17 protein-coding genes, 2 tRNA genes and 1 pseudogene are annotated in these 21,990 nt (G+C 68.2%); 10 read left to right on the top strand and 10 right to left on the bottom strand.

All coding sequences use genetic code 11. The features are described from left to right. Positions 1-12: 12 nt before the first annotated feature. Positions 13-972, bottom strand: coding sequence for a cytochrome c oxidase subunit II (gene coxB, locus ACLBV5_RS10390; protein ID WP_447605634.1), 960 nt, complete (start codon positions 970-972; stop codon positions 13-15). A 275-nt stretch (positions 973-1,247) separates the two neighbouring features. Here coxB and ACLBV5_RS10385 point away from each other — a divergent pair. The 4 genes and pseudogenes from ACLBV5_RS10385 to tldD all read left to right on the top strand — a co-directional run. Next, a pseudogene (locus tag ACLBV5_RS10385) lies at positions 1,248-1,559 on the top strand (PadR family transcriptional regulator); the annotation flags it as partial. Between the two features lie 116 nt (positions 1,560-1,675). Next, a complete protein-coding gene (locus ACLBV5_RS10380) occupies positions 1,676-2,242 on the top strand; it encodes a DUF1700 domain-containing protein (protein WP_278069713.1) in 567 nt (188 codons plus the stop codon). 22 nt (positions 2,243-2,264) lie between these two features. Beyond that, a complete protein-coding gene (locus tag ACLBV5_RS10375) occupies positions 2,265-3,044 on the top strand; it encodes a GIN domain-containing protein (protein WP_134581554.1) in 780 nt (259 codons plus the stop codon). 106 nt (positions 3,045-3,150) lie between these two features. After that, entirely contained in the window at positions 3,151-4,581 is a 1,431-nt protein-coding gene (tldD, locus tag ACLBV5_RS10370) for a metalloprotease TldD (protein WP_025977928.1), read from the top strand. Positions 4,582-4,597: 16 nt separating this feature from the next. Here tldD and ACLBV5_RS10365 read toward each other — a convergent pair whose 3' ends face one another. Further along, on the bottom strand, positions 4,598-5,512 hold the full coding sequence (locus ACLBV5_RS10365) for a TraB/GumN family protein (protein ID WP_303698008.1): 915 nt from the start codon (positions 5,510-5,512) through the stop codon (positions 4,598-4,600). A 173-nt stretch (positions 5,513-5,685) separates the two neighbouring features. On the opposite strand from ACLBV5_RS10365, the gene ACLBV5_RS10360 reads away from it, so the two are divergent. Beyond that, positions 5,686-7,749 carry a TonB-dependent receptor plug domain-containing protein gene (locus ACLBV5_RS10360; protein WP_447605633.1) on the top strand — a complete coding sequence of 688 codons (2,064 nt, stop codon included), beginning with the start codon at positions 5,686-5,688 and terminating at the stop codon, positions 7,747-7,749. A 147-nt stretch (positions 7,750-7,896) separates the two neighbouring features. Here ACLBV5_RS10360 and ACLBV5_RS10355 read toward each other — a convergent pair whose 3' ends face one another. Continuing rightward, positions 7,897-9,747 carry a peptide MFS transporter gene (locus ACLBV5_RS10355; RefSeq protein ID WP_447605632.1) on the bottom strand — a complete coding sequence of 617 codons (1,851 nt, stop codon included), beginning with the start codon at positions 9,745-9,747 and terminating at the stop codon, positions 7,897-7,899. A 350-nt stretch (positions 9,748-10,097) separates the two neighbouring features. Here ACLBV5_RS10355 and ACLBV5_RS10350 point away from each other — a divergent pair, with 350 nt between their 5' ends. Further along, positions 10,098-11,264: an N-acetyltransferase gene (locus ACLBV5_RS10350; RefSeq protein ID WP_447605631.1), complete on the top strand. Its 1,167-nt coding sequence runs from the start codon at positions 10,098-10,100 to the stop codon at positions 11,262-11,264. Positions 11,265-11,307: 43 nt separating this feature from the next. On the opposite strand, the gene mscL is transcribed toward ACLBV5_RS10350, so the two are convergent. The 5 genes from mscL to aroA all read right to left on the bottom strand — a co-directional run bounded on the left by mscL (position 11,308) and on the right by aroA (position 16,143). Next, positions 11,308-11,721 (bottom strand): large-conductance mechanosensitive channel protein MscL, encoded by a 414-nt coding sequence (gene mscL, locus ACLBV5_RS10345; RefSeq protein ID WP_003169155.1) that lies wholly within the window; start codon positions 11,719-11,721, stop codon positions 11,308-11,310. Positions 11,722-11,743: 22 nt separating this feature from the next. Further along, positions 11,744-12,034: an integration host factor subunit beta gene (locus ACLBV5_RS10340; RefSeq protein WP_025977934.1), complete on the bottom strand. Its 291-nt coding sequence runs from the start codon at positions 12,032-12,034 to the stop codon at positions 11,744-11,746. Between the two features lie 233 nt (positions 12,035-12,267). Beyond that, entirely contained in the window at positions 12,268-13,965 is a 1,698-nt protein-coding gene (gene rpsA, locus ACLBV5_RS10335; protein WP_025977935.1) for a 30S ribosomal protein S1, read from the bottom strand. Positions 13,966-14,149: 184 nt separating this feature from the next. Beyond that, entirely contained in the window at positions 14,150-14,794 is a 645-nt protein-coding gene (cmk, locus tag ACLBV5_RS10330; RefSeq protein ID WP_303705643.1) for a (d)CMP kinase, read from the bottom strand. Beyond that, positions 14,791-16,143, bottom strand: a complete 1,353-nt coding sequence (aroA, locus tag ACLBV5_RS10325) for a 3-phosphoshikimate 1-carboxyvinyltransferase (RefSeq protein WP_317236574.1) — start codon at positions 16,141-16,143, stop codon at positions 14,791-14,793. The genes cmk and aroA overlap by 4 nt, the downstream gene beginning before the upstream one ends. 136 nt (positions 16,144-16,279) lie before the next feature. On the opposite strand from aroA, the gene ACLBV5_RS10320 reads away from it, so the two are divergent. The 3 genes from ACLBV5_RS10320 to ACLBV5_RS10310 all read left to right on the top strand — a co-directional run bounded on the left by ACLBV5_RS10320 (position 16,280) and on the right by ACLBV5_RS10310 (position 17,120). Next, the gene (locus ACLBV5_RS10320; protein ID WP_025977938.1) at positions 16,280-16,744 is read left to right on the top strand and encodes a TIGR02300 family protein; all 465 of its coding nucleotides are present in this window, start codon (positions 16,280-16,282) and stop codon (positions 16,742-16,744) included. Between the two features lie 133 nt (positions 16,745-16,877). After that, positions 16,878-16,953: transfer RNA gene (locus tag ACLBV5_RS10315), tRNA-Ala, on the top strand. Between the two features lie 91 nt (positions 16,954-17,044). Further along, a tRNA-Ala gene (locus tag ACLBV5_RS10310) sits at positions 17,045-17,120 on the top strand. A gap of 61 nt (positions 17,121-17,181) precedes the next feature. Here ACLBV5_RS10310 and ACLBV5_RS10305 read toward each other — a convergent pair. Together ACLBV5_RS10305 and trhO are read right to left on the bottom strand one after the other, a co-directional pair. Further along, positions 17,182-18,798, bottom strand: a complete 1,617-nt coding sequence (locus ACLBV5_RS10305) for an acyl-CoA dehydrogenase family protein (RefSeq protein ID WP_447605630.1) — start codon at positions 18,796-18,798, stop codon at positions 17,182-17,184. A gap of 220 nt (positions 18,799-19,018) precedes the next feature. Then, entirely contained in the window at positions 19,019-20,032 is a 1,014-nt protein-coding gene (gene trhO / locus ACLBV5_RS10300) for an oxygen-dependent tRNA uridine(34) hydroxylase TrhO (RefSeq protein ID WP_447605629.1), read from the bottom strand. 209 nt (positions 20,033-20,241) lie between these two features. On the opposite strand from trhO, the gene ACLBV5_RS10295 reads away from it, so the two are divergent. Then, the gene (locus tag ACLBV5_RS10295; RefSeq protein WP_025977941.1) at positions 20,242-21,945 is read left to right on the top strand and encodes an MFS transporter; all 1,704 of its coding nucleotides are present in this window, start codon (positions 20,242-20,244) and stop codon (positions 21,943-21,945) included. Positions 21,946-21,990: the final 45 nt, after the last annotated feature.

Raw genomic sequence — 21,990 nt, 5'->3', positions numbered from 1 at the left:
CTCGCGTCTCTCTTACTGAGCAGCCGGCGCGGCGGGCGCGGCGGCGGTTGCGGGGGCCGCAGGCGCGGCGTCGGTCGGGGCGGCGGCGCCGGCAGCCGGAGCGGCGGGCGCTTCGGCGGCGGCGGGCGTGGCCGCAGCAGCGGCTTCGTCAGCCGCCTTGGTCATCGAGCCGCCCTTGGAGGCGACCCATTCGGCGAAGGCCTGCTTGCTGACCACCTTGACGTGGATCGGCATGAAGGCGTGGTCGACGCCGCACAGTTCAGAGCACTGACCGTAGTAGTCGCCTTCCTTCTCGGCGCGGAACCAGGTCTCGTTCATACGGCCCGGAACGGCGTCGACCTTGATGGCGAAGGCCGGAATGGCGACGGCGTGGATCACGTCCGAAGCGGTGATCAGCAGGCGGACGTTCTCGCCGACCGGCACCACCATCGGCTCATCGGCGGCCAGGCGGTACAGTTGCTTGGTCGTCTTGTCTTCCGGCAGCATGTTCGAGATGTACTCGGCCACGCCCTGGTCCGGATATTCATAGCCCCAGTTCCACTGGTTGCCGGTGATCTTCACCGTGACGTCCGCATCCGGATAGTCGTGGTAGGCGAACAGCAGGCGGAACGAGAAGAGGGAGATGCCGACCAGGATCAACACCGGCACCACGGTCCAGATCACTTCGATCAGGGTGTTGTGGCTCCACTTGGCCGGGGTCGGATTGGCGCGCTTGTTGTAGCGGATCGCGATCCACACCAGCAGCACCAGCACCAGCACGCAGATGGCGGTGATGACCGGCATCAGCACGATGTTGTGGAAGAAGTGAGCCTCATGCGCCAGCGGCGCGGCCGCCGTCTGCAGGCCCAGGCCCGCCGGAACCGGCTGACCCAACACATCCTGCGCCATCGCCGGCGCGGCGAAAATGGCGGCAAGGGCGGTCGCGGCGATACCGCCTCCCAACCGCGCCATGGCTCGCATGCCCATCCCCATTAGAGAAGTCCTCATAAACCGTTCAGCAGCAGACGTTTGCGAGCAATTCGCAAGCGTCGCCGGGCCCAGAGGACCTCGGCGTGTCATGGGCCGGTCCTTATCGGCTCGGATCGCCCTTGCCAAGCGATCAAGCGCACCTAGGGCGCCGTCTCGACAAAATGCGGTCGATTAATTCGCTGTCATGTTTGAACAGCTACCTTGCACCACAAGATACCTTGCGATACCTCTTCGTCATCCAGACAGGGATGCCCAAGAGGGAGGCCCGCAGGGAGGCCATGCGCGACACCATCGACATTCAACTGAAGAAAGGCGTGCTGGGGCTGTGTGTCCTGGCGCTGCTCGCCCGGCGCGACAGCTACGCCTATGAGATCGCCAGCCGCCTGTCCGACGCCATCGGCATGGGCGAAGGCACCATCTATCCGCTGATGCGGCGGATGCAGACCGACGGCCTGGTCGAGACCTATATGGTCGAATCATCCAGCGGCCCGTCGCGGAAATATTATCGACTGACCGATGCGGGGCGCCGCGCCCTGGACGGCCAGACCGGCGAGTGGCGGGCCTTCGCCCGCGCCGTCGAGGCCCTGATCGCGGGCGATGAAGGCGAATCCGTCATCGTCGCCCAGGCCCCGGCGGAAACGCCCGCCCTGCTCGACCAGAGCGCCCAAACCGAATCGACCGCCCAAGCTGACAGGGGAGAGGACCAATGAACCGCGCGGAATTTCTGGCGCGCCTGCGCCGCGGCCTGGTGGGCCTGCCCGCCGCCGCCGCCAATGAGATCGTCGCCGACTATGAAGCCCACTTCGCCGACGGCGCCGCCGCCGGGCGCAGCGAGGCCGAGGTGGCCGAGGCCCTGGGCGATCCCGATCGCCTGGCCCGCGAACTGAAGGCCGAGGCCGGCGCCAAGCGCTGGCGTCAGGAGCCGTCGGCGTCGTCCGCCGCCGGGGCCGTGTTCGGCATCCTGGGTCTGGGCGCCATCGACATCCTGATCCTGCTGCCGATCGCCCTGCCCGTCTTCGGCACGGTGCTGTCCCTGCTGCTGGGAGGGGTCGGCGTCTTCATCGCCGGCGGCTTCGTCATGGTGGCGGGCGCCTTCATGGGCCTGCCGGGCGGGGCGCTGGCCGCCGCGCTGCTGGGCGTCGGCCTGATGGGTCTGGGCATCTTCATGGTCGGAACCATGGCCTTGCTGACCAAGTGGCTGATCGACGCCACCGTCTGGTACGCCCGGCTGCACTACCGCGTCATCAAACCCGCCCTGGAACCCCAGGCCTAAGCGACAGAGGGGAGAACACGTCATGATCCGCAATCTGCTCATCATCTCCGGCGCAGGCCTGATCCTGGCCATCGTCGGCTTCGGCGGCGCCTTCGCCGTGGGCGGCCGCGACCTGGCCCGCCACGACTGGACCTGGGTGATCACCGACGACGAGGCCGGCGACAGCGGCTTCACCGTCGAGCGCGGCCAGGTGTCGCCGGACGCCACGCGCACCATCGCATGGACGGGCGACGAGCGTCTGGCCATCAACATCCCCGCCGACGTCGTCTACGACCAGCAGGCCGACGCGCCGGGCATCACCGTCACGGGCGCCGAGACGGTAGTGAACCGCGTCCGCTTCGCCAACGGCCGCCTGACGCTCGAGGAAGCCCCGCGCGGCGACCGCAGCTATGTCCGCTGGACCCGCACCGGCATTCGCGGCTGGAGCGAGACCGACGCCCTGAAGATCATCATCAAGGCGCCCTCGGTGAAGGCCTTCGACCTGTCCGGCCCGACCGAGCTCAAGATCCGCGGCTATGACCAGCCGACGCTGGACCTGACCCTGACCGGCGCGTCGGACGTGCGCGTTCAGGGCCGCACCGGCGCCGTTACGGTCGACGCCTCGGGCTCCAGCGACGCCCGCCTCGACGAACTGATCGTCGAGGACGCCAAGGTCCAGGTCAGCGGCTCGGGCGACGTCCGCGTCGGCCCCAGCGGCAAGGCCGAGGTCGACGTCTCGGGCAGCGGCGAAGTCCGCCTGACCCGCCGCCCCGCCGAACTGCGCCAGTCGGTCAGCGGTTCCGGCGAGGTGTCGCAGGACTGATCCACGCCCACCGACTGACCGCCTGATCGGCCCCTTTCGCACGGCGAGAGGGGCCGATTGCTTTGCGGGCCGTGACGCGGCGCTCCTCAGCCCCTATCTAGCCTCCATGAGCAACGCCGCCTCCCCCTCCCCCATCCTCGACGCCGCGGGCGTAGCCCCGGACGAGGCCCTGTCGATCCTGCAGACCGCCCTGGCGGGCGCCGACGACGGGGAGCTGTTCCTCGAAAAGACCGAGAGCGAATCCCTGGTCTTCGACGACGGTCGGCTGAAGGGCGCCTCCTATGACGCGGTGGAGGGCTTCGGCCTGCGCGTGGTGGCGGGCGAGACGGCCGGTTACGCCCACGCCAATGAGATTTCCGCCGCCGCCATCCGCCGCGCCGCCGACAGCGCGGCGCTCGCCAAGCGCGGCTATGACGGAACCGCCGCCGAGGCGCCGCGCGCCACCAACCAGCGCCTCTATGATCCGGTCGATCCGCTGCTGGCCCCGGCCTTCTCGGACAAGATCGCCCTGCTGGCCGAGATCGACGCCTGGGCCCGCGCCCGCGACCCGCGCGTGGTGCAGGTCTCGGCCTCCCTGGTCGGCGAGCGTCGCGCCATCGACATCCTGCGCGGCGACGGGCGGCTGCTCAGCGACCTGCGCCCGCTGGTGCGGCTGAACGTCTCCGTCACCGTCGAGAAGGACGGCAAACGCGAAAGCGCCTCGTCCGGCGCCGGCGGCCGCGCGGGCTTCGAGGAATGGATCGCCCCCGAACGCTGGCAGGCCCAGGTCGACGAGGCCCTGCGTCAGGCCCTGGTCAATCTGGAGGCCGTCGACTGCCCGGCGGGCGAGATGGACGTGGTTCTGGGCGCGGGCTGGCCCGGCGTCCTGCTGCACGAAGCGGTCGGCCACGGCTTCGAGGGCGACTTCCACCGCAAGGGCTCGTCGGTCTTCACCGGCATGATGGGCAAGCGCGTCGCCGCGCCGGGCGTGACGGTCGTGGATGACGGCTCCATCGCCGGCCGTCGCGGCTCCCTGTCGTTCGACGACGAAGGCACCCCGACCTCGCGCACCGTGCTGATCGAGGACGGCATCATGGTCGGGCTGATGCACGACCGGCTGTCGGCGCGTCAGTTGGGCGCGAACGCCACCGGCAACGGCCGCCGCCAGTCCTTCGCCCACACGCCGATGCCGCGCATGACCAACACCTTCATGGAAGGCGGCAAGGATTCGCAGGCCGACATGATCGCCTCGACCAAGCGCGGCCTTTACGCCGCCAACTTCGGCGGCGGCCAGGTGGACATCACCAACGGCAAATTCGTCTTCCAGTGCACCGAGGCCTATCTGATCGAGGACGGCAAGATCACCGCGCCTGTGCGCGGCGCCACCCTGATCGGCGACGGCGCCACGGCCCTGACCCAGATCCAGATGATCGGCGACGACTTCGCCTTCGACCCCGGCGTCGGCACCTGCGGCAAGGCCGGGCAAGGCGTCCCCGTCGGCATCGGCCAGCCCAGCCTCAAGATCGGCGGCCTGACGGTCGGCGGCACGGCGGTCTGACCGCCCCGGTCTTGCATCAAGGCTGGGGGGCGCGCCAATCGGGACCCAGCGGATCGAGCCCCTCTCGCGCCAGTTGATCCAGCATACCGTTCGGTTCGGCTAGCAGCCTGAGCGGCACTATGGCGACAGTGACCCCCGCCTCGGACAGGGACTGGGCCATGCCTTGACGCCAGACATCACGCAGCCGTTCGCCCTGCCCCATCACCGACCAGTAGGAGCAGGCGTCGACCGCTTGATCCAGCGTCGAGGCCAGGACGTCGGGGACGCGTCGCTGCCGCCAGTCCTCGACCCGCTGGGCGCCGTTTCCCGGCCCGGCCTCGGCCGCCGTCGTCGCGGCCTCCATGCAGTTCAGATACGCTTCGGGCGGCGTGGTCAGCACCTTGTCGATCATCTCGTCGCCGCGATAGACGCCCACCGGCTCAGCCGCCTTCTTGTTGGCGCGGGCGGCGCGGCGCACGATTTCGGAGACGGGGCGCGCCCGGCGGGCGTAGCCGCCGTGCTCCATCAGGTCCGCCGACAGCATCATGAAACTCTTGCGGCTGGGCCCCTCGCCCGTGATCCGCTGGACCCGCGCCTCCAGTTCTGGCGACAGGTAGTCGGCGCTGGTCCGTCCATCCGGCTGGCGCGTCAGGGTGCGGATGCGCCAGACGAGGCGTCCGACATCCGCCAGAGACGCCTGCCCCTGAATGGGAAACAGCACCCGGTCGGCCCGCTCGACCGCCGAGAGCAGGGCGTCGGTGCGCCATTCCATGTCGCGCGGCAGGCCTTCTATGGCCCCGACCAGGAACAGCACGCTGTCGCCGCGCCGGACCTCCCACATCGGCCCCTCGATACGACGGGCGGTGACCACGACGTCCTCGACCGTGTCGGGAGCCGCCGCCTCTTGCGCTTTCGCCGTCCCGACCGACAGGGCGAAAGCCGAAACGAACAACAAGACTAGGGAAGAAGAGCGGCTATGCATTTCAGCGTTATATTCATTCCGCTTTGCTGGTTGTAATGAAATCCCCGTAATGCTGTCCGCGATTTAATCCACCTGTCCAGCTTGTAACTGGAGATCGCAACACGGCCCGTCCACACCTCGGCCGACACCGAGGGAGAGGACAGATGAACACCAAGAGCGCCCTGCTGGCGACCACCGCACTGCTGCTGGCCGCCGCCGCGCCGGCCGCCGCCCTGGCCGCTGATCGGGCCGCTGATCGGGCCGACGCCCCGGCCCGGCAGTCCGCTGTCCCCGGCGACCAGGCTGTGCTGATCTTCACCCCCGACTTCTTCGTCGACGCGCGCCCCAACACGGCGCTGGACATGGTCAACCGGGTGCCTGGCTTCTCGGTCAACGACGGCGACGGCGCGCGCGGCTTTGAAGGCGCGGTCGGCAACGTCCTGATCAACGGCTCGCGCCCGGCCTCCAAGAACGACACCGGCTCCAACGTGCTGAGCCGCACCGTGGCCAACCAGGTCGAGCGTATCGAACTGATCCGCGGCGGGGCGCCGGGCATCGAGATGCAGGGCTATTCCGTCGTCGCCAACGTCATCCTGAAAAACACGGTCAGCCGCGAGCATATCGCCACCTTCAACGCCAATCTGTTCGAGGGCGGCCAGGACCTGTTCGGCGGCTCCTATCAGTTCACCGAGCGCAAGGGCGACCAGACCTGGGGCGTGACCCTGAGCGACGGCATCTCCATGAGCGACTCCAACGGCGCCGGTCCGCTGCGCCGGGTCGGCCCGAACGGAGAGACCCTGCGCGCCGAAGATTACTACAACGACGGCTACGGCGGCGGGAACTCGATCCGGGGCAACTTCTCCAGTCCTTTCCTGGGCGGCAAGGTCGACCTGACGGCGCGTTATGGGATCAACGACTGGCACAACATCAACCGCCAGACCGCGCCCGGCGTGCTGCGCGAAAGCCTGTATGATGAAGACGGTAACAGCGGCGAGTTCGGCGTCGTCTACACCCGCCCTCTGTCGCAGAAGCTGAAGCTGGAAACCCGCTTCATCCATGAGTTCGGCGACTATGACTCGGCCTCGGTCTCACGCGGCCGGGTGGTTGACGTCCAGAGCCCGGAACAACTGTTCAGTTCTGACGGCAAGTCATCCGAAACCATCCTGCGCGGCCTGGTGCGCTATGAGCGGACCCCGGCGATGGATTTCGAGGCGGGCGGCGAAATCGCCTACAACATGATGCAGCGCGACCAGGCCTATTCCATCGACGGCGTCGAGGAGCCCCTGCCCTCCGCCTCGGTCAAGGTCGAGGAAACGCGCGGCGAACTGTTCGGCAAGGCGACCTGGCGCATCAACCCGAAATGGACGCTGGAAAGCGGCCTGCGGCTGGAATCCTCGACCATCAGCCAGTCCGGCGACGCGGATCAGGAAAAGAGCTTCTTCTTCGCCAAGCCGCGCCTGCTGGCCACCTGGACCCCGGCCGCCAACAACCAGCTGCGCCTGCGGCTGGAGCGCACCGTCGGTCAGCTGGACTTCAGCGACTTCGCCGCCTCGGCCGAGTTCGCCGACGGCAATGTCTTCGGCGGCAATGTGAACCTGCATCCCGAATCGCGCTGGGTCGCAGAACTGACCTATGAGAAGCGTTTCTGGGGCGAAGGCGTCGTCAGCATCGGCCTGCGCCATGACGAGATCACCGACGCCATCGACGTCATCCCCCTGGAAGGCGGTTACGCCGCCGTGGGCAATATCGGCGACGGGACGCTGGACCAGCTGGTGCTGAACGTCACCGTCCCGACCGACAAACTGGGCGTCTCGGGCGGCAAGTTCGGCTTCCGCAACACCTGGAACCACACCGAAGTCACCGATCCGACCACCGGCGAGGTCCGCCCCATCTCCGGCGTCCGCGCCAGTCAGGCGACCATCACCTTCCAGCAGGACATCACGCGCTGGAAGATGCAGTGGGGCGGCGCCTGGATCCCCCTGCTGGGCCAGAAGAACTATCGTCCGGACCAGATCTCGGGCTGGCGCGGTCACGACTACTATGAGCTGTGGGGCGAGTATAAGCCGACGCCGACCCTGTCGATCCGCGCCCAGATCAACATCTGGGACGACTTCAACGTCCAGCTCACCCAGTTCGCGGATCGCGAGACGCGGCCGATCGCCTTTGTCGAGAACCGCTTCATCGACCCGCGCACCTTCTATCAGATCCGGCTGCGCAAGACCTTCTGAGGAACTGAAACCACGCGCCCCGGAACCAGCCGGGGCCTTTCCCCGGACAACTGAAAAGGGCGGCGCCTCCTGCGAGACGCCGCCCTTTCTTTTGATGCTCAGCCGGTCCGGCGCGCTGACGCAGGACCGGCTTTTACTCATGGACGCTTAGTGCGGCGCCTTTTCGTGCGACCAGCCCTTGATGAAGAAGCTGAGGACGATGAAGCCGACGCCGATGCCCATGCCCCACACGCCCAGCATGCCGAACACCTCCAGCGAGGTGCGCAGCGCGGCGCCCGGGTCCAGCACCTGGCCGCCGACCGTCTCGGTCCCGGCCAGACCGGCGATCCAGCCGCCGACGTACTGAGCAATCGACGAGGCCAGGAACCACACGGCCATCATGAAGCTGACGACCTTGGCCAGCGACAGCTTGGTGATTTCCGACAGGCCCACCGGCGACAGGAACAGCTCGCCAAGGGTGTGGAACATGTAGAGCAGGCCCAGCAGCAGCACCGGCATCTGGAAGGCCGAATCGGCCAGACCGGCGCCCCACACCACGATCATGAAGCCCAGGCCGACCTGCAGCAGGCCGAGGCCGAACTTCAGCACCGGGTTCGGGTCCATGTTGCGTCGGCCCAGGAAGGCCCACAGGGCCGCCATGATCGGCGCGAAGATCAGGATGAAGCCGGCGTTGAACGACTGGGTCTGCGCCGCCGTCACCGTGGCGTCGATCCAGAAGCCCGTCGGGGTGATGCCCGCCGCCGCCAGTTGGGCCGGGGTGCCGACGGTGACGCCCAGGAACTGAACCGCCGTCGGCGTCAGGCTGAGGTCGACGTTACGGTCGGCGAACAGGTTCAGCGAGGTGCCGGCCTGTTCGAACAGGGTGAAGAAGACCACCGAGCCGAAGATCAGCACCACCGCCAGCATCATGCGTTCGCGCTGGATGCGGTTCTCGCAGACCTTGACGATGATATAGGCGATGAAGGCCAGCGACGCGACGGTGGCGGCGCCCAGCACCCAGCCCACCAGGGCGTTGCGCTGAACCATGAACCACACCACGCCGACGCCCAGCACGCTGAGCAGATAGATCGACCACTCGCGGTTCAACGGGCCCAGGAAGGGCTTGTTGAGCTCGCCTTCGACCGGCGGCTCGCCCTTGCCCTGCAGCAGCGGCTTGCCCAGGACGAAGACGACCCAGCCCAGCGCCATGCCGACCCCGGCCAGGCCGAAGCCCGCCCACCAGCCGACCGTCTGGCCCAGATAGCCGCACAGCACCGCGGCCCAGAAGGCCCCCAGGTTGATGCCGTAGTAGTAGAGGGTGAAGCCCGAATCCCGGCGCGGGTCGCCGTCAGGATACAGTTGCCCCACGATGGTGGAGATGTTCGGCTTCAGATAGCCCACCCCCATGATGATCAGGGCGATGGCCAGGTAGAAGACGTTGATGCCCGCCAGGTCGCGGGTCACGTCGATCTTGTAGTCGCCGGTCGGCAGCACGGCCGGGATCGGCGCGTCCTGCGGCAGGTTCTGGATCGCCAGGCCGTTCTCGACCGGGGCGAAGGCGTATTTCTGGCCGTTGACCATCAGGCCCACGTCGCGCGCGGCGCCGCGGCCTTCGGCCGAGATTTCGTAGGTCGCGCCTTGATAGGTCAGGGTTTCGGTGGCGGGACGGCCCTCAAAGGCCATCATGCCGTGACCGGCCACCAGCAGCAGGGCGCCGAAGGCCACGGCCTTGCGCGTGCCGATGAAGCGGTCCGCCATCATGCCGCCCAGCAGCGGCAGCAGATAGACCAGCGAGGTGTACGAGCCATAGGCCGAGCCGGCCTGGGCGTCGTTGAACAGGAAGTGCTGGGTCAGGAAGAAGATCAGGATGCCGCGCATCCCATAGTAGGAGAAGCGCTCCCACATCTCCGCGAAGAACAGGATGATCAGTCCGCGCGGGTGGTGTTTCAGGATCTGCATCAGCACGGGCACGCCCGTGACCAGGGTGATGATCAGACCGATGGCGATGACGATATTCATGCCTGGGCCCCCGCGCAGATCATGATCGACTTCGCCTTATTCACAGTCACCGTCTGGGCCATCGCCTGGGCGTCGCCCCCTCGAGTGCCGGGCCGGCGCGCAGGTCGCGCGCCCCCTCCGTCCGTCGTGCTCAACGGCAAGCTCCATTGTCTGACGCCCCCGACGGGCGTGGAAGCGTCCAGAAACAGCACGGTCACGGATTGCAAACAAGCGTTAACGGCCAAATCTTGGCCGCCGACGGGCGCCCGATCGTCGCAAAGTTCGCGTTTTGAGGGTGATTAGATCATTCTACACATATTTCGCGCACGCTCCTCGAACGCCGAAACTGGGCTGGGGAGACTCAAACAGACATGTCGTTGCGCCCGTTCAACGAAAGCGATCTCGAGGCCGTCAATCGACTGCACAGCAGCGTGTGGTGGCCGGAACGGTCGGCGGCGGGCTGGCGCTGGTTGATGGCGAACCCGGCCTCGGCCGAGATCGACGCCCCGCACGGCTGGGTGATCGACCACGGCGCCGGGCCTGAAGCCTTCGTCGGCAACTTCATCCAGCGCTTCTGGCGCAACGATCAACGCCTGCACGCCGCGACGGGCTATTCCATCGTCGTGCCTCCGGCGCAGCGGGGCCGCAGCCGGGCCCTGATCAACGCCTTCATCGACCAACCCGCCTGTTTCGCCCGCTACACGCTGAACGCCAACGCCCGCTCCAGTCCGCTGTACCAGCGGCACGGCATGGTTCCCTGGCCGCCCGAAACCCATACGCTGAAGCTGTCCTGGCTGATCGACCCGGCGGCCTGCCTGTATGGACGGGGCCTGCGCGAGGTCGTGGACCGCGCTCCGACGCTGGCGCGCCTGCTGGGCGAGCAGTTGTCCCCCCTGCCCCGCCTCAACGGCGAGCGCCGCCTGCGTCAGGCCGAAAGCCGCCTGCCAGACGGGGTCAGCCTCAGCCCCGACCTGTCGCAGCGCTCGGACTACGCCCGGTTCTGGATCGCCCTGCGCGCCGAGGGGCGGCTGATGGCGGACCGCAGCCCGGACATCATGCGCTGGCGTCTGTCGGACCCCGATCTGACGGTGCCGCCGCTGAGCCTGGCCTATCGCGACGGCGGGCGCCTGACGGGTTTCGCGGTGGCCATGCTGAACAAGCAGACGCCGCTGGAGCCGCCGATCCTGGAGATCATCGACCTGGTCGCGCTGGACAATGATTCGACGGCGATCCAGGCGCTGGTCGAGGGCCTGCGTCGCATGGCGCCGGCGCTGGGCGCCGCCAAGGTGCGGCTGCAGGTGGTGTCGCCCGACCTGCTCGCCGCCCTGGGCCGACTGGGCCAAAAAGCCTGGCGCGAGGGCGGCTGGGGCCACTGTCACATCGCCTTCGACGATGGGATGCAGGACGCGGGCTGGCGGCCCACGCCCTATGACGGCGACTATTCCTTCTGTCTGCGCCCCCTGCCGGCGCGGGCCAGCGCCGCCCTGAGGCTGGCGTCGACGCCCCTGCGCGCTCAAGCGGTGCAAGCGCGGGCATGAAGAGAAACGAGGGCCGCTTGCGGCCCTCGTCCGGCGCCGCCGTTTAGGAGCGCGCCTTCAGCTCGTCGCGGATTTCAGCCAGCAGCGCCTCGGTCGGCGTCGGCGCAGCGGGCGCCTCAGGCTCGGCCGGCTGTTCGCGGCGCAGCTTGTTGACCATCTTGACCATCAGGAAGACCACGAAGGCCACGATCAGGAATTGGATCAGGGTGTTGATGAAGGCGCCGTATTGGATGGCCACCTTCTCGACCGCCTCTGTCGCCGGGTCTTCGGGCACCAGGACCCACTCCAGCTTGGAGAAGTCCACCCGGCCCAGCAGCAGGCCGATCGGCGGCATCACCACCTGATCGACCAGGCTGGTGACGATCTTGCCGAACGAGGCCCCGATGATGACCCCGACCGCCAGGTCGACGACGTTGCCGCGCGCGGCGAATTCCCGAAACTCGGACAGCAGGCTCATTGCATCAGTCTTTCAGATGATATCAGGCGTCGCCGGAGGCGTTCAGCCGCTCGCGCAGCTCCTTGCCGCTCTTGAAGAAGGGCACGGCCTTGGCCGGGACCTCGACCGTTTCGCCGGTGCGGGGGTTTCGCCCCGTCCGCGCCGGTCGGCTGCGCACCGAAAAGGCGCCGAAGCCGCGAAGCTCGACCCGTCCGCCTTCGGACAAGGTGTCAGTCATGCAGCCGAGGATCACATTTACGACCCGCTCCACCTCGGCATGGGTGAGGTGCAGGTTCTCAGCCGCCAACTTCTCGATCAGTTCAGACTTGATCATTCAGGCCCCCGCCATGGTTTCACCGTCCGGGAAGACACCCTAACCGCCTGTCGCCACAGGAAGAAAGGGCAAAACGCATCGTCGTGAAGGTTTCTTGCATTCCAGCGTGGCAGGTTTCGCCGCCGATGGGCCGTGTGAGGAAGAAAATACGTCGCAAAGAGCCAGGGTCGCGGCCAAAGAAAAAGGGCGGCCGGATCGCTCCGGCCGCCCCATTTCCCGATCACCGAGGACGGTTAGTCCTTGGCTGCGTTCTTGAGCGCGGCGCCCAGGATGTCGCCCAGCGAGGCGCCCGAGTCCGACGACCCGAACTGCTCGATGGCTTCCTGTTCGTCCTTCATCTCCAGCGCCTTGATCGAGACGGAGACGCGGCGCGTGGCCTTGTCGACGCCGGTGATCATGGCGTCGACGCGGTCGCCCACGGCGAAGCGCTCGGTGCGCTGCTCGTTGCGGTCGCGCGACAGGTCCGACTTGCGGACGAAGGCCGTGACCGGCGCGTCGTCTTCACCGAACTTGACCTCGATGCCGCCGGTCTCGATCGCCGTCACGGTGACGGTGATCTGCTGGCCGCGCTTGTAGACGTCGCCTTCCATCGGGTCGCCGCCGAGCTGCTTGACGCCCAGGGAGACGCGTTCCTTGTCGATGTCGACGTCCAGGACCTTGGCCTTGATCGTCTCGCCCTTGCGGTAGCGCTGGATGGCTTCTTCGCCCGACACGTTCCAGTCCAGGTCCGACAGGTGGACCATGCCGTCAATGTCGTTGTCCAGGCCGACGAACAGGCCGAACTCGGTGGCGTTCTTGACTTCGCCTTCGACGGTCGAACCGACCGGGTGAGCCTCCAGGAAGGCCTCCCACGGGTTGTTCTGGGCTTGCTTCAGGCCCAGCGAGATACGACGCTTGGCGCTGTCGACGTCCAAGACGACCACGTCCACTTCCTGCGAGGTGGAGACGATCTTGCCCGGGTGGACGTTCTTCTTGGTCCAGGACATTTCCGACACGTGGACCAGGCCTTCAACGCCCGGCTCCAGCTCCACGAAGGCGCCGTAGTCGGTGATGTTGGTGACGCGGCCGGTGTATTTGGCGTTGACCGGGTATTTGGCTTCGACGCCGTCCCACGGATCCGACTGCAGCTGCTTCATGCCGAGCGAGATGCGCTGGGTGTCCGGGTTGATCTTGACGATCTGGACCTTGACGGTGTCGCCGACGGCCAGGACCTGCGACGGGTGCGACACGCGCTTCCACGACATGTCGGTGACGTGCAGCAGGCCGTCGATGCCGCCCAGGTCGACGAACGCGCCGTAGTCGGTGATGTTCTTGACGACGCCTTCGCGGACTTCGCCCTCTTGCAGCTGGCCGACCAGCTCGGTGCGCTGTTCAGCGCGGGCTTCTTCCAGGATGGCGCGACGCGAGACGACGATGTTGCCGCGCGGACGGTCCATCTTCAGGATGGCGAAGGGCTGTTCCTTGCCCATCAGCGGGCCGACGTCGCGGACCGGACGGATGTCGACTTGCGAGCCGGGCAGGAAGGCCGAGGCGCCGCCCAGGTCGACGGTGAAGCCGCCCTTGACGCGGCCGACGATGGCGCCGTTGACCGGCTGGCCTTCGGCGAACACGGCTTCCAGACGGGTCCAAGCTTCTTCGCGGCGCGCCTTGTCGCGGCTGATGACCGCTTCACCCAGGGCGTTTTCGACGCGCTCCAGATAGACTTCGACGTTGTCGCCGACCTTGGGCAGGACAGCGCCGTCGCCCTGGCCGAACTCGCGCATGGCGATGCGGCCTTCGGTCTTCAGACCGACGTCGATGATGACGATGTCTTTTTCAATGCCGACGACGCGGCCGTGAACGACCTGGCCTTCGCCAAGGTCGCGGCCTTGCAGTTGTTCGTCGAGGAGCGCGGCGAAATCGTCGCGAGTGGGGTTGAGGGTTTCGGTCATGGAAACTCTTGAGGTTGATGAAAGCGAAACGCGCACGGCCGGATGGTCGCGCGCGAAGGGGGTGAGAAAGGGGAAGTCAGGTCGTCACGAGGCGAGGCGACACGCGCTGGAAAAGCGCGACGACAGAAAGCCAGAACGCCCGCGGCCGTCGAGGAGATCGGAGCGTTGGATTCGCCCGGCGGGATCAGATCCCGGCCCTGGCTCGCGCCGCCTCGACGATACGGCGGGCCGCATCGAAGGCGGCCTCTATACCTAGATCGGTCGTGTCCAGCAAGACGGCGTTGTCCGCCTGGACCATCGGGGCGTCGTCGCGGCCCGCGTCGCGGGCGTCGCGGCGGCGGATATCGTCCAGCATGTCGTCCAAGGCGATGACCTCGCCGCGCGCGGTCAGCTGCTTCCAGCGGCGCTCGGCCCGCACCTCGGGGCTGGCGGTGATATAGAGCTTGGCCGGAGCGCCCGGCGCGATCACCGTGCCGATGTCGCGCCCGTCCAGCACCGCCCCGCCCGCCTGCGCCGCGAAGTCCTGCTGCAGCTTCAGCAGGGCCGCACGCACGCCCGGATGGCTGGCCACGCGGCTGGCCGCCTCGCCCGCGCCGCGATCGGTCAGGCGGGGGTTGTCGCTCAGGCTGGCCAGATCCAGCGCCCGCGCCGCCTTGGCCGCCGTCTCGGCGTCGCCGAGGTCGCCGCCCGCGTCCAGCACCGCCAGGCCCACGGCGCGATACAGCAGGCCGGTGTCCAGATACGGCAGGCCGTAGTGGGCGGCCAGACGCGCGGCGATGGTGCCCTTGCCCGAGGCGGCGGGGCCGTCGACGGCGATGACAAGGTTCATGCCGCGTCTCCTTGGGCGATCGTCCCGCCCAGCCCGTTCATCATCTCGACAAAGCCGGGGAAGCTGGTGGCGATCATCTCGGGGTCGCGGACCGAGACGGGCTGTTCAGCGGCCAGGCCCAGCACAAGGTGGCTCATGGCGATGCGGTGGTCGTGAGCGGTGTCGACGGTCGCGCCGCCCTTCACCGGGCCGACCCCGACGGCGCCAGTGACGATGAAGCCCTCCGGCTCTTCTGCTACCTGGACCCCGCAGGCCGACAGACCCGACGCCATCAGGGCGATGCGGTCGCTTTCCTTGACGCGCATCTCGCCGATGCCCCGCATGACGGTCGCGCCTTCCGCGAAGGCGGCGGTCACCGCCAGGATCGGATATTCGTCGATCATGGAGGCGGCGCGGTCTTCAGGAACCACGATCCCCTTCAGCGCCGAGTGGCGAGCGGTGACGTCGCCGACCTCTTCGCCCCCGGCCATGCGGCGGTTGGCGATGGTCAGGTCCGCGCCCATGTCGATCCAGGTCTGGAACAGGCCGGTGCGTAAGGGATTCAGCATCACCGCCTCGACCGTCACCTCCGACCCCGGCGTGATCAGGGCCGCCGCCAGCGGAAAGGCGGCCGAGGACGGGTCGCCCGGCACGGCGACGTGCGTTCCCTTGAGCTTCTGGCCGCCCGGCAGGCGGATGCGCCAGCCCTCGCCCTCCTCGGTCACCTCGATCTCGGCGCCGAAGGCGCGCAGCATCCGTTCGGTGTGGTCGCGGCTCTTCTCCGGCTCGACCACGACGGTCTCGCCCGCCGCGTTCAGCCCGGCCAGCAGGATGGCCGACTTCACCTGCGCCGAGGCGACGCTCTGGACGAAGGTCACGCCCTTCAGCCCGCCGCCGTGCAGGGTCAGCGGCACCCGGTCCTCGGCCGCGTTCCAGTCGAAGCGCGCGCCCATGTCGGCCAGCGGCCCGGTGACGCGCTTCATCGGCCGTTTGCGCAAGGAGGCGTCGCCGTCGAACGTCGCGGTCAGTTCATAGCCCGCGACCGCCCCCATCAGCAGGCGCACGCCCGTCCCGGCGTTGCCGCAGTCGATAATGCTGTCCGGCGAGCGCAGCGGCCCGCGCCCCTGCACCCGCCAGCGCCCCGGGCCAAGGCGCTCGACCGACGCGCCGAACGCCTGCATGGCGCGGCTGGTGGCCAGGATGTCGTCGCCCTCCAGGAGCCCCTCGATCTCGGTCACGCCCTCGGCCATGCCGCCGAAGATCAGGGCGCGGTGCGACATCGACTTGTCGCCGGGCGCGCGGACCACGCCCTTGAGCCCTGAATTGACGCCTGAAACGGGGGACGCGGTGAAGGTCTGGGGAGTGCTCACCCTGATGCAGGCTCCGGTTGTCAGGAGGGCCGCGAAACGCGCGGAAAAGAAGGCTTTTGACAGCGGCCCCCGCCAGTGGCAAGGGAGCCGCCCTATTTCCGATTTTTCCCCTTAAACCCGCCGAAGGTCTAATCACGTGGCCAATCCCGAACTGGGCCAAAAGCAGGTCTGCCCGAACTGCCAGGCCAAATTCTACGATCTGAACCGTCGCCCGGCCCGTTGCCCCAAGTGTGACACCGAGTTCGACCCGATGGAAGAAGCCGTCCGCAGCCGCCGCGCGCGTCGCGGCGCCGGCTTCGCCGCTGACGAAGAGGAGGCCGAAGATCAGGTCGCCGACAAGTCCGCCGACGCCGAAGAGGATGAAGAGGACGTCGAAGGCTCCACGCCCGAGATCGACCAGGAAGGCCACGAGCCGATCCTGACGCCGGATGACGACGACGGCGAACCCGGCGCCGACGACGCCGGCATGGGCACGGCCGACGGCGACGACGACGACGACGTTCTTGACGATGACGACGACGATTCCGTGCCCTTCATCGAAGACGAAGACGAAGACGACCTCGAAGAAGAGCTGACCAAGCCGTCGCGCGACGACGACTAAGCGGCAAAGGTCAGAAAAATAAGCGGAAAAAAATGTGTCAGACCCGCTTGATCTTCAAAACGGCCTGACCTAGTTTCCGCGCCTCGCCGGGGGGCGACATTGTCACTCCCCGGCGGGACCGACCGAAAGGTTCGGGGCTTTAGCTCAGTTGGTAGAGCGCTTGCATGGCATGCAAGAGGTCAGCGGTTCGACTCCGCTAAGCTCCACCATCGAAGGCCTCGCGGAACGCCCGCGGGGCCTTCGTCCTTTCCAGACTTTCCGTCTGGAGCGGTCGATCACATAACCCAGCCGATACGGCACGGGGCTTTAGCTCAGTTGGTAGAGCGCTTGCATGGCATGCAAGAGGTCAGCGGTTCGACTCCGCTAAGCTCCACCATCGAAGGCCTCGCGGAGCCCCCGCGAGGCCTTCGTCCTTTCCGGCCCCCCTTTTCGGACATTCAGGCCGGCATGGCCCGTTGCAGCACCGCCCGCTGGTCCACCTCGACCTCATAGGCCCCATAGGCCATGCCGCGCGGGCGCAGGCGAAGGGCGATGAAGGCCTCGGCCGAGGGACTGTCCATTTCCAGCAGGGCCGCCGCCTGGGCCGCCAGCGCCAGCCGCTCGACGGCCAGCCGCGCCCCGGCCTCGTGCGCGGTCACGTCCAGCCCGGCGATGAAGCGGTCGTAGTCGGCGGACTTGCCCGCCTGCGACGCCAGCCAGTCGCGCAGGGCCTGGACGGCCTCTGGCTCGCGCCCCGCCGCGCGCAAGACATCCAGGGCGATGACGTTGCCCGAGCCTTCCCAGATGGCGTTCAGCGGCGACTGGCGGAACAGGCGCGGCATCGGCCCCGTCTCGACGTATCCGGCGCCGCCCAGCGCCTCCATCGCCTCATAGACCAGGTTCGGCGCACGCTTGCAGACCCAGTATTTGGCCACCGGCGTCAGCAGGCGCCCCACGGCGTCGTCGGTATCGAAGGTCGCCGCCAGCCGCATCGACAGAGCCGTCGCCGCCTCGCTTTCGACCGCCAGGTCGGTCAGGACGGCGGCCATCATCGGCTGGTCGATCAGCCGCTTCTGGAAGGCGGTGCGGTGGGCGGCGTGCCACACCGCCTGCGCCAGCGCGCCGCGCATCTGCAGCGCCGAGCCGACCACGCAGTCCAGCCGCGTATGCTGCACCATGCGGATGATGGTGGCGACGCCGCGCCCCTCCTCGCCGAGCCGCTGAGCCAGGGCGCCGTGATACTCCACCTCGGACGAGGCGTTGGAGCGGTCGCCCATCTTGTCCTTCAGCCGCATGACGCGGAACCCCGCGTTGCGCGTCCCGTCCGGCAGCCAGCGCGGCAGGATGAAGCAGGTCAGCCCGCCCGGCGCCTGGGCCAGCGTCAGAAAGGCGTCGCACATCGGCGCCGAACAGAACCATTTGTGCCCGGTCAGCGCATACCAGCCGTCCTCGCCGACCGGCTCGGCCCGAGTGGTGTTGGCGCGCACGTCCGAGCCGCCCTGCTTCTCGGTCATGGCCATGCCGATCGTCACGCCCGCCTTCTCGCCCGCCGGGCGCACGGCCGGGTCGTAACGGCCTGACAGCACGCCTTTGATCCACGGCTCGCCCGCCGCCGGGTCGGCCTGAAGCGCCGCGACCGAGGCGTAGGTCATGGTCATGGGGCAACTGGTCCCCGAATCCGCCTGCCCGGTCAGGAACAGGATCGCCGCGTGCAGCAGATGGCCGTTCGGCGTCCCGTCCCAGGCGCTGGCGGCCAACCCCGCGCCCAGCCCCAGATCCATCAGCTGATGATAGGCCGGATGAAACGTCACCTCGTCGATGCGGCGGCCGTAGCGGTCGTGGGTGTCCAGCACCGGCGGGACCCGATTGGCTTGCACGCCCCAGTCGATCACCTCGGCCGAGCCGCAGCGGCGGCCAAGATCGGTCAGCCGCTCGACATGCCCGGCCCCGCCCCAATGGCGCACGGCGTCGTGCAGGGCCCGGTCGCCGCTGAACAGGTCGACGTCCTCCAGCGGGGGAACCTGATTGATCACCTCATGGGTGTCGAGCCGCTCGACGGGACGCAAGGGGGACATGGCCGGCCTCCGTATTCAGCGAGACGGGGAGGATGGCACGGGCGGGCCACGGCGGCGACCCTCTCCCGATGGGAGAGGGCTTGAGCGCACGAGAGCGCAGCGATCGTTCTTGCGCGACCCGCAGGGCGGCGCGTAGCAGCCAAAGGGTGAGGGTTGGCGGGTGATGCAGTCGCGCCACGGCTTGCGCCGACTGACGGGACAAGCCCCTCACCCTTTCGCCTTAGCCAATCGCCTTTGGCTCTTGGAGGCTCAAGCCCTCTCCCGCGGGGAGAGGGTTGGCTAAGGTCGTCCCCACGTGCGCCACGCCACGGGCGCGGGCGATCTCCACCTGCTTATGCCGTTCGGCGTAGCCTTCGCGCTGAGCCGCATCGCGGTCGTCCCAGCAGCGATCGCAGGCCACGCCCTCGACATAACGCGCAGAGCGTCGCCCCTCGGGGCTGACCGGCATGCGGCAGGCGCGGCACAGGCTGTGCTCGCCCTCGACCAGTCCGTGCCCCACGGCCACCCGCTCGTCGAAGACGAAGCATTCGCCGCGCCACAGGCTTTCCGGCTCGGGCACCGTCTCCAGATATTTGAGGATGCCGCCCTCCAGATGGTGCACGTCGCGCACCCCCTCGGCCTTCAGGAAGGCGGTGGCCTTTTCGCAGCGGATGCCGCCGGTGCAGTACATGGCGACCTTGGGCGGCGTCGGTCGGTCCAGCAGGGCGCGGCCCTCGGTGCGGAACCAGTCGGCGAATTCGCGGAAGGTGCGGGTGTTGGGCTGAACCGCGCCTTCGAAGGCCCCGATCTCGCCCTCGTAATCGTTGCGGGTGTCGATGACGACGGTGTCGGGGTCCGCGATCAGGGCGTTCCAGTCCTGCGGCGAGACATAGGTCCCGACGCCCTCGACCGGGTCGATGTCAGGCTGGCCCATGGTGACGATCTCGGCCTTCACGCGCACCTTCATGCGGTGGAAGGGCATGGCCGAGGCGGTCGAATATTTCAGCTCCAGCCGGTCGAACCCGGGCAAGGCGCGCACGCCCTCGATGACGCGGGCGATAGCGGCCTGCGGCCCCGCAATGGTGCCGTTGATGCCCTCATGCGCCACCAGCAGGGTGCCGCGCACCTGGCTTCCGCACAGGTCGAGCAGGTGCAGGCGCAGGGCCGCCGGGTCGGCGACGGGCGCGAAACGATACAGGGCCGCCACGGCGAAGGGGGCCGAAGGCGGCGGAGAGGGAACGGCTGGGTCGGTCACGGCCTTCCTATAGCGTCCCGTCGCTGCCCCCGCGACGCCAATAATCCGGAACCCCAAGTGACCGCTTACCGGCTTGCTTCCCCCGCCGAAGCCGTGTGGATTGACCGCATGGTCGTCGTTGGTTCTCGCCTGCTCTCTATCGCCCATGCCCCGGTCGCCCATGCCCCGGTCGCCGATGCCCCGGTCGCCGATGCGAGGAGCCGTCAGGCATGAGTTCAACCGCCGACGCATCCTCCTCCGCCCCCCCCTCTGGCCCCGCGCCCGTCCCGCCCGGCCGGCCCTCGGCCTTAGCGCCGCTGCGGCACCCGATCTTCCGGGCGGTGTGGATCACCAGCCTGGTGACCAATTTCGGCGGGCTGATCCAGTCGGTCGGCGCCGCATGGATGATGACCTCCATCGCCTCGGCCCAGATGGTCGCCCTGGTGCAGGCCTCGGTCACCCTGCCGATCATGCTGCTGTCGCTGGCGGCCGGGGCGCTGGCCGACACGGTGGACCGGCGCAAGATCATGCTGGCGGCCCAGACCTTCATGCTGCTGGTCTCGGCGGGGCTGGCGGCGATGACCTGGATGGGCTGGATCACGCCCTGGGTGCTGCTGACCTTCACCTTCCTGATCGGCTGCGGGGTCGCCTTCAACGGCCCGGCGTGGCAGGCGTCGGTCGGCGACATGGTCCCGCGTGAAGACCTGGCCGGGGCCGTGACCATCAACTCCATGGGCTTCAACATGGCCCGCAGCGTCGGCCCGGCGCTGGGCGGCCTGATCGTGGCGGCGGCGGGAGCGGCGGCGGCCTTCGCCGTCAACGCCGTCAGCTACCTGGGCCTGCTGTTCGTGCTGTTCCGCTGGAAGCCCGAGCGGCCCAAGCAGACCCTGCCGCGCGAAGGCCTGCTGGCGGCCATGGCCGGGGGCGTGCGCTACGCCTTCCTGTCGCCGCGCGTGACGGCCGTGCTGCTGCGCGCCGTGGTGTTCGGCGTGGGCGCCAGCGCGGTCCAGGCCCTGATGCCCGTGGTCGCGCGCGAGAACGGCGGCGGTCCGCTGGCCTTCGGCCTGCTGCTGGGTTCGTTCGGCGTGGGCGCGGTCGGCGGCGCCCTGTTCGTCGGCCGGCTGCGCGCCAAATACGAGACGGAGACCATCGTCCGCGTCGCCGCCCTGGTGTTTGCGGCGGCTGCGCTCGGCCTGGGCTACATCCCCTGGCTGGCGGTCACCTTGCCGGCGCTGATGCTGGCCGGGGCGGGCTGGGTGCTGGTGCTGTCCAGCTTCAACGTCACGGTGCAGATGTCGGTGCCGCGCTGGGTCGTGGCGCGAGCGCTGTCGCTCTACCAGATGGCGGCCTTCGGCGGCATGGCCGGCGGCAGCTGGCTGTGGGGGGCGCTGGCCCAGGCCTATGGCGTCGATATCGCCCTGGCGGTCTCGGCCGGGGTGCTGGTGCTCTGCGTGCTGATCGGCCTGAGGGTGCCGCTGCCCTCGACCGCCAACCTGAACATGGACCTGCTGCGCCGCTGGACCGAGCCGCAGACCACCCTGGCGATAGAGCCCCGCAGCGGGCCGATCATCGTCTCCATCGCCTATCGCATCCGCGAGCAGGACATCGACGCCTTCCTCGCGCTGATGGACGAGCGGCGCCGCATCCGCCGCCGCGACGGCGCGCGCCAATGGCGGGTGATGCGCGACCTGGCCGAGCCTGAGATCTGGGTCGAGAAATATCAGACGCCGACCTGGCTGGATTACATCCGGCACAACCAGCGCATCACCCACGCCGACGCCGCGATCAACGAGGGCATCCGCGCCCTGCACCAGGGACCGGACAAGCCCGTCGTGCACCGCATGATCGAGCGCACCACCGTCCCCCTGGCCGCCAATCTGCACGGCGACCGCCACTATGGAGAGCCCCTGACGGACCCGACCCGATCCTCCTGACGCCGACCCGACGCGCTTGCTCAATATGCTGAGCAAATAATCGAC

This window comes from Brevundimonas sp. M1A4_2e (genome assembly GCF_053345555.1).
The sequence above is the reverse complement of the archived record's forward strand: the minus strand, read 5'-3'. Positions and strand labels throughout refer to the sequence as shown.

Bases quoted from the DNA above. Each gene is read 5' to 3' on its own strand.
- coxB (WP_447605634.1), bottom strand. From the start codon at position 972: ATGGGGATGGGCATGCGAGCCATGGCGCGGTTGGGAGGCGGTATCGCC.
- ACLBV5_RS10380 (WP_278069713.1), top strand. From the start codon at position 1,676: ATGAACCGCGCGGAATTTCTGGCGCGCCTGCGCCGCGGCCTGGTGGGC.
- ACLBV5_RS10375 (WP_134581554.1), top strand. From the start codon at position 2,265: ATGATCCGCAATCTGCTCATCATCTCCGGCGCAGGCCTGATCCTGGCC.
- tldD (WP_025977928.1), top strand. From the start codon at position 3,151: ATGAGCAACGCCGCCTCCCCCTCCCCCATCCTCGACGCCGCGGGCGTA.
- ACLBV5_RS10360 (WP_447605633.1), top strand. From the start codon at position 5,686: ATGAACACCAAGAGCGCCCTGCTGGCGACCACCGCACTGCTGCTGGCC.
- ACLBV5_RS10355 (WP_447605632.1), bottom strand. From the start codon at position 9,747: ATGAATATCGTCATCGCCATCGGTCTGATCATCACCCTGGTCACGGGC.
- ACLBV5_RS10350 (WP_447605631.1), top strand. From the start codon at position 10,098: ATGTCGTTGCGCCCGTTCAACGAAAGCGATCTCGAGGCCGTCAATCGA.
- mscL (WP_003169155.1), bottom strand. From the start codon at position 11,721: ATGAGCCTGCTGTCCGAGTTTCGGGAATTCGCCGCGCGCGGCAACGTC.
- ACLBV5_RS10340 (WP_025977934.1), bottom strand. From the start codon at position 12,034: ATGATCAAGTCTGAACTGATCGAGAAGTTGGCGGCTGAGAACCTGCAC.
- rpsA (WP_025977935.1), bottom strand. From the start codon at position 13,965: ATGACCGAAACCCTCAACCCCACTCGCGACGATTTCGCCGCGCTCCTC.
- cmk (WP_303705643.1), bottom strand. From the start codon at position 14,794: ATGAACCTTGTCATCGCCGTCGACGGCCCCGCCGCCTCGGGCAAGGGC.
- ACLBV5_RS10305 (WP_447605630.1), bottom strand. From the start codon at position 18,798: ATGTCCCCCTTGCGTCCCGTCGAGCGGCTCGACACCCATGAGGTGATC.
- ACLBV5_RS10295 (WP_025977941.1), top strand. From the start codon at position 20,242: ATGAGTTCAACCGCCGACGCATCCTCCTCCGCCCCCCCCTCTGGCCCC.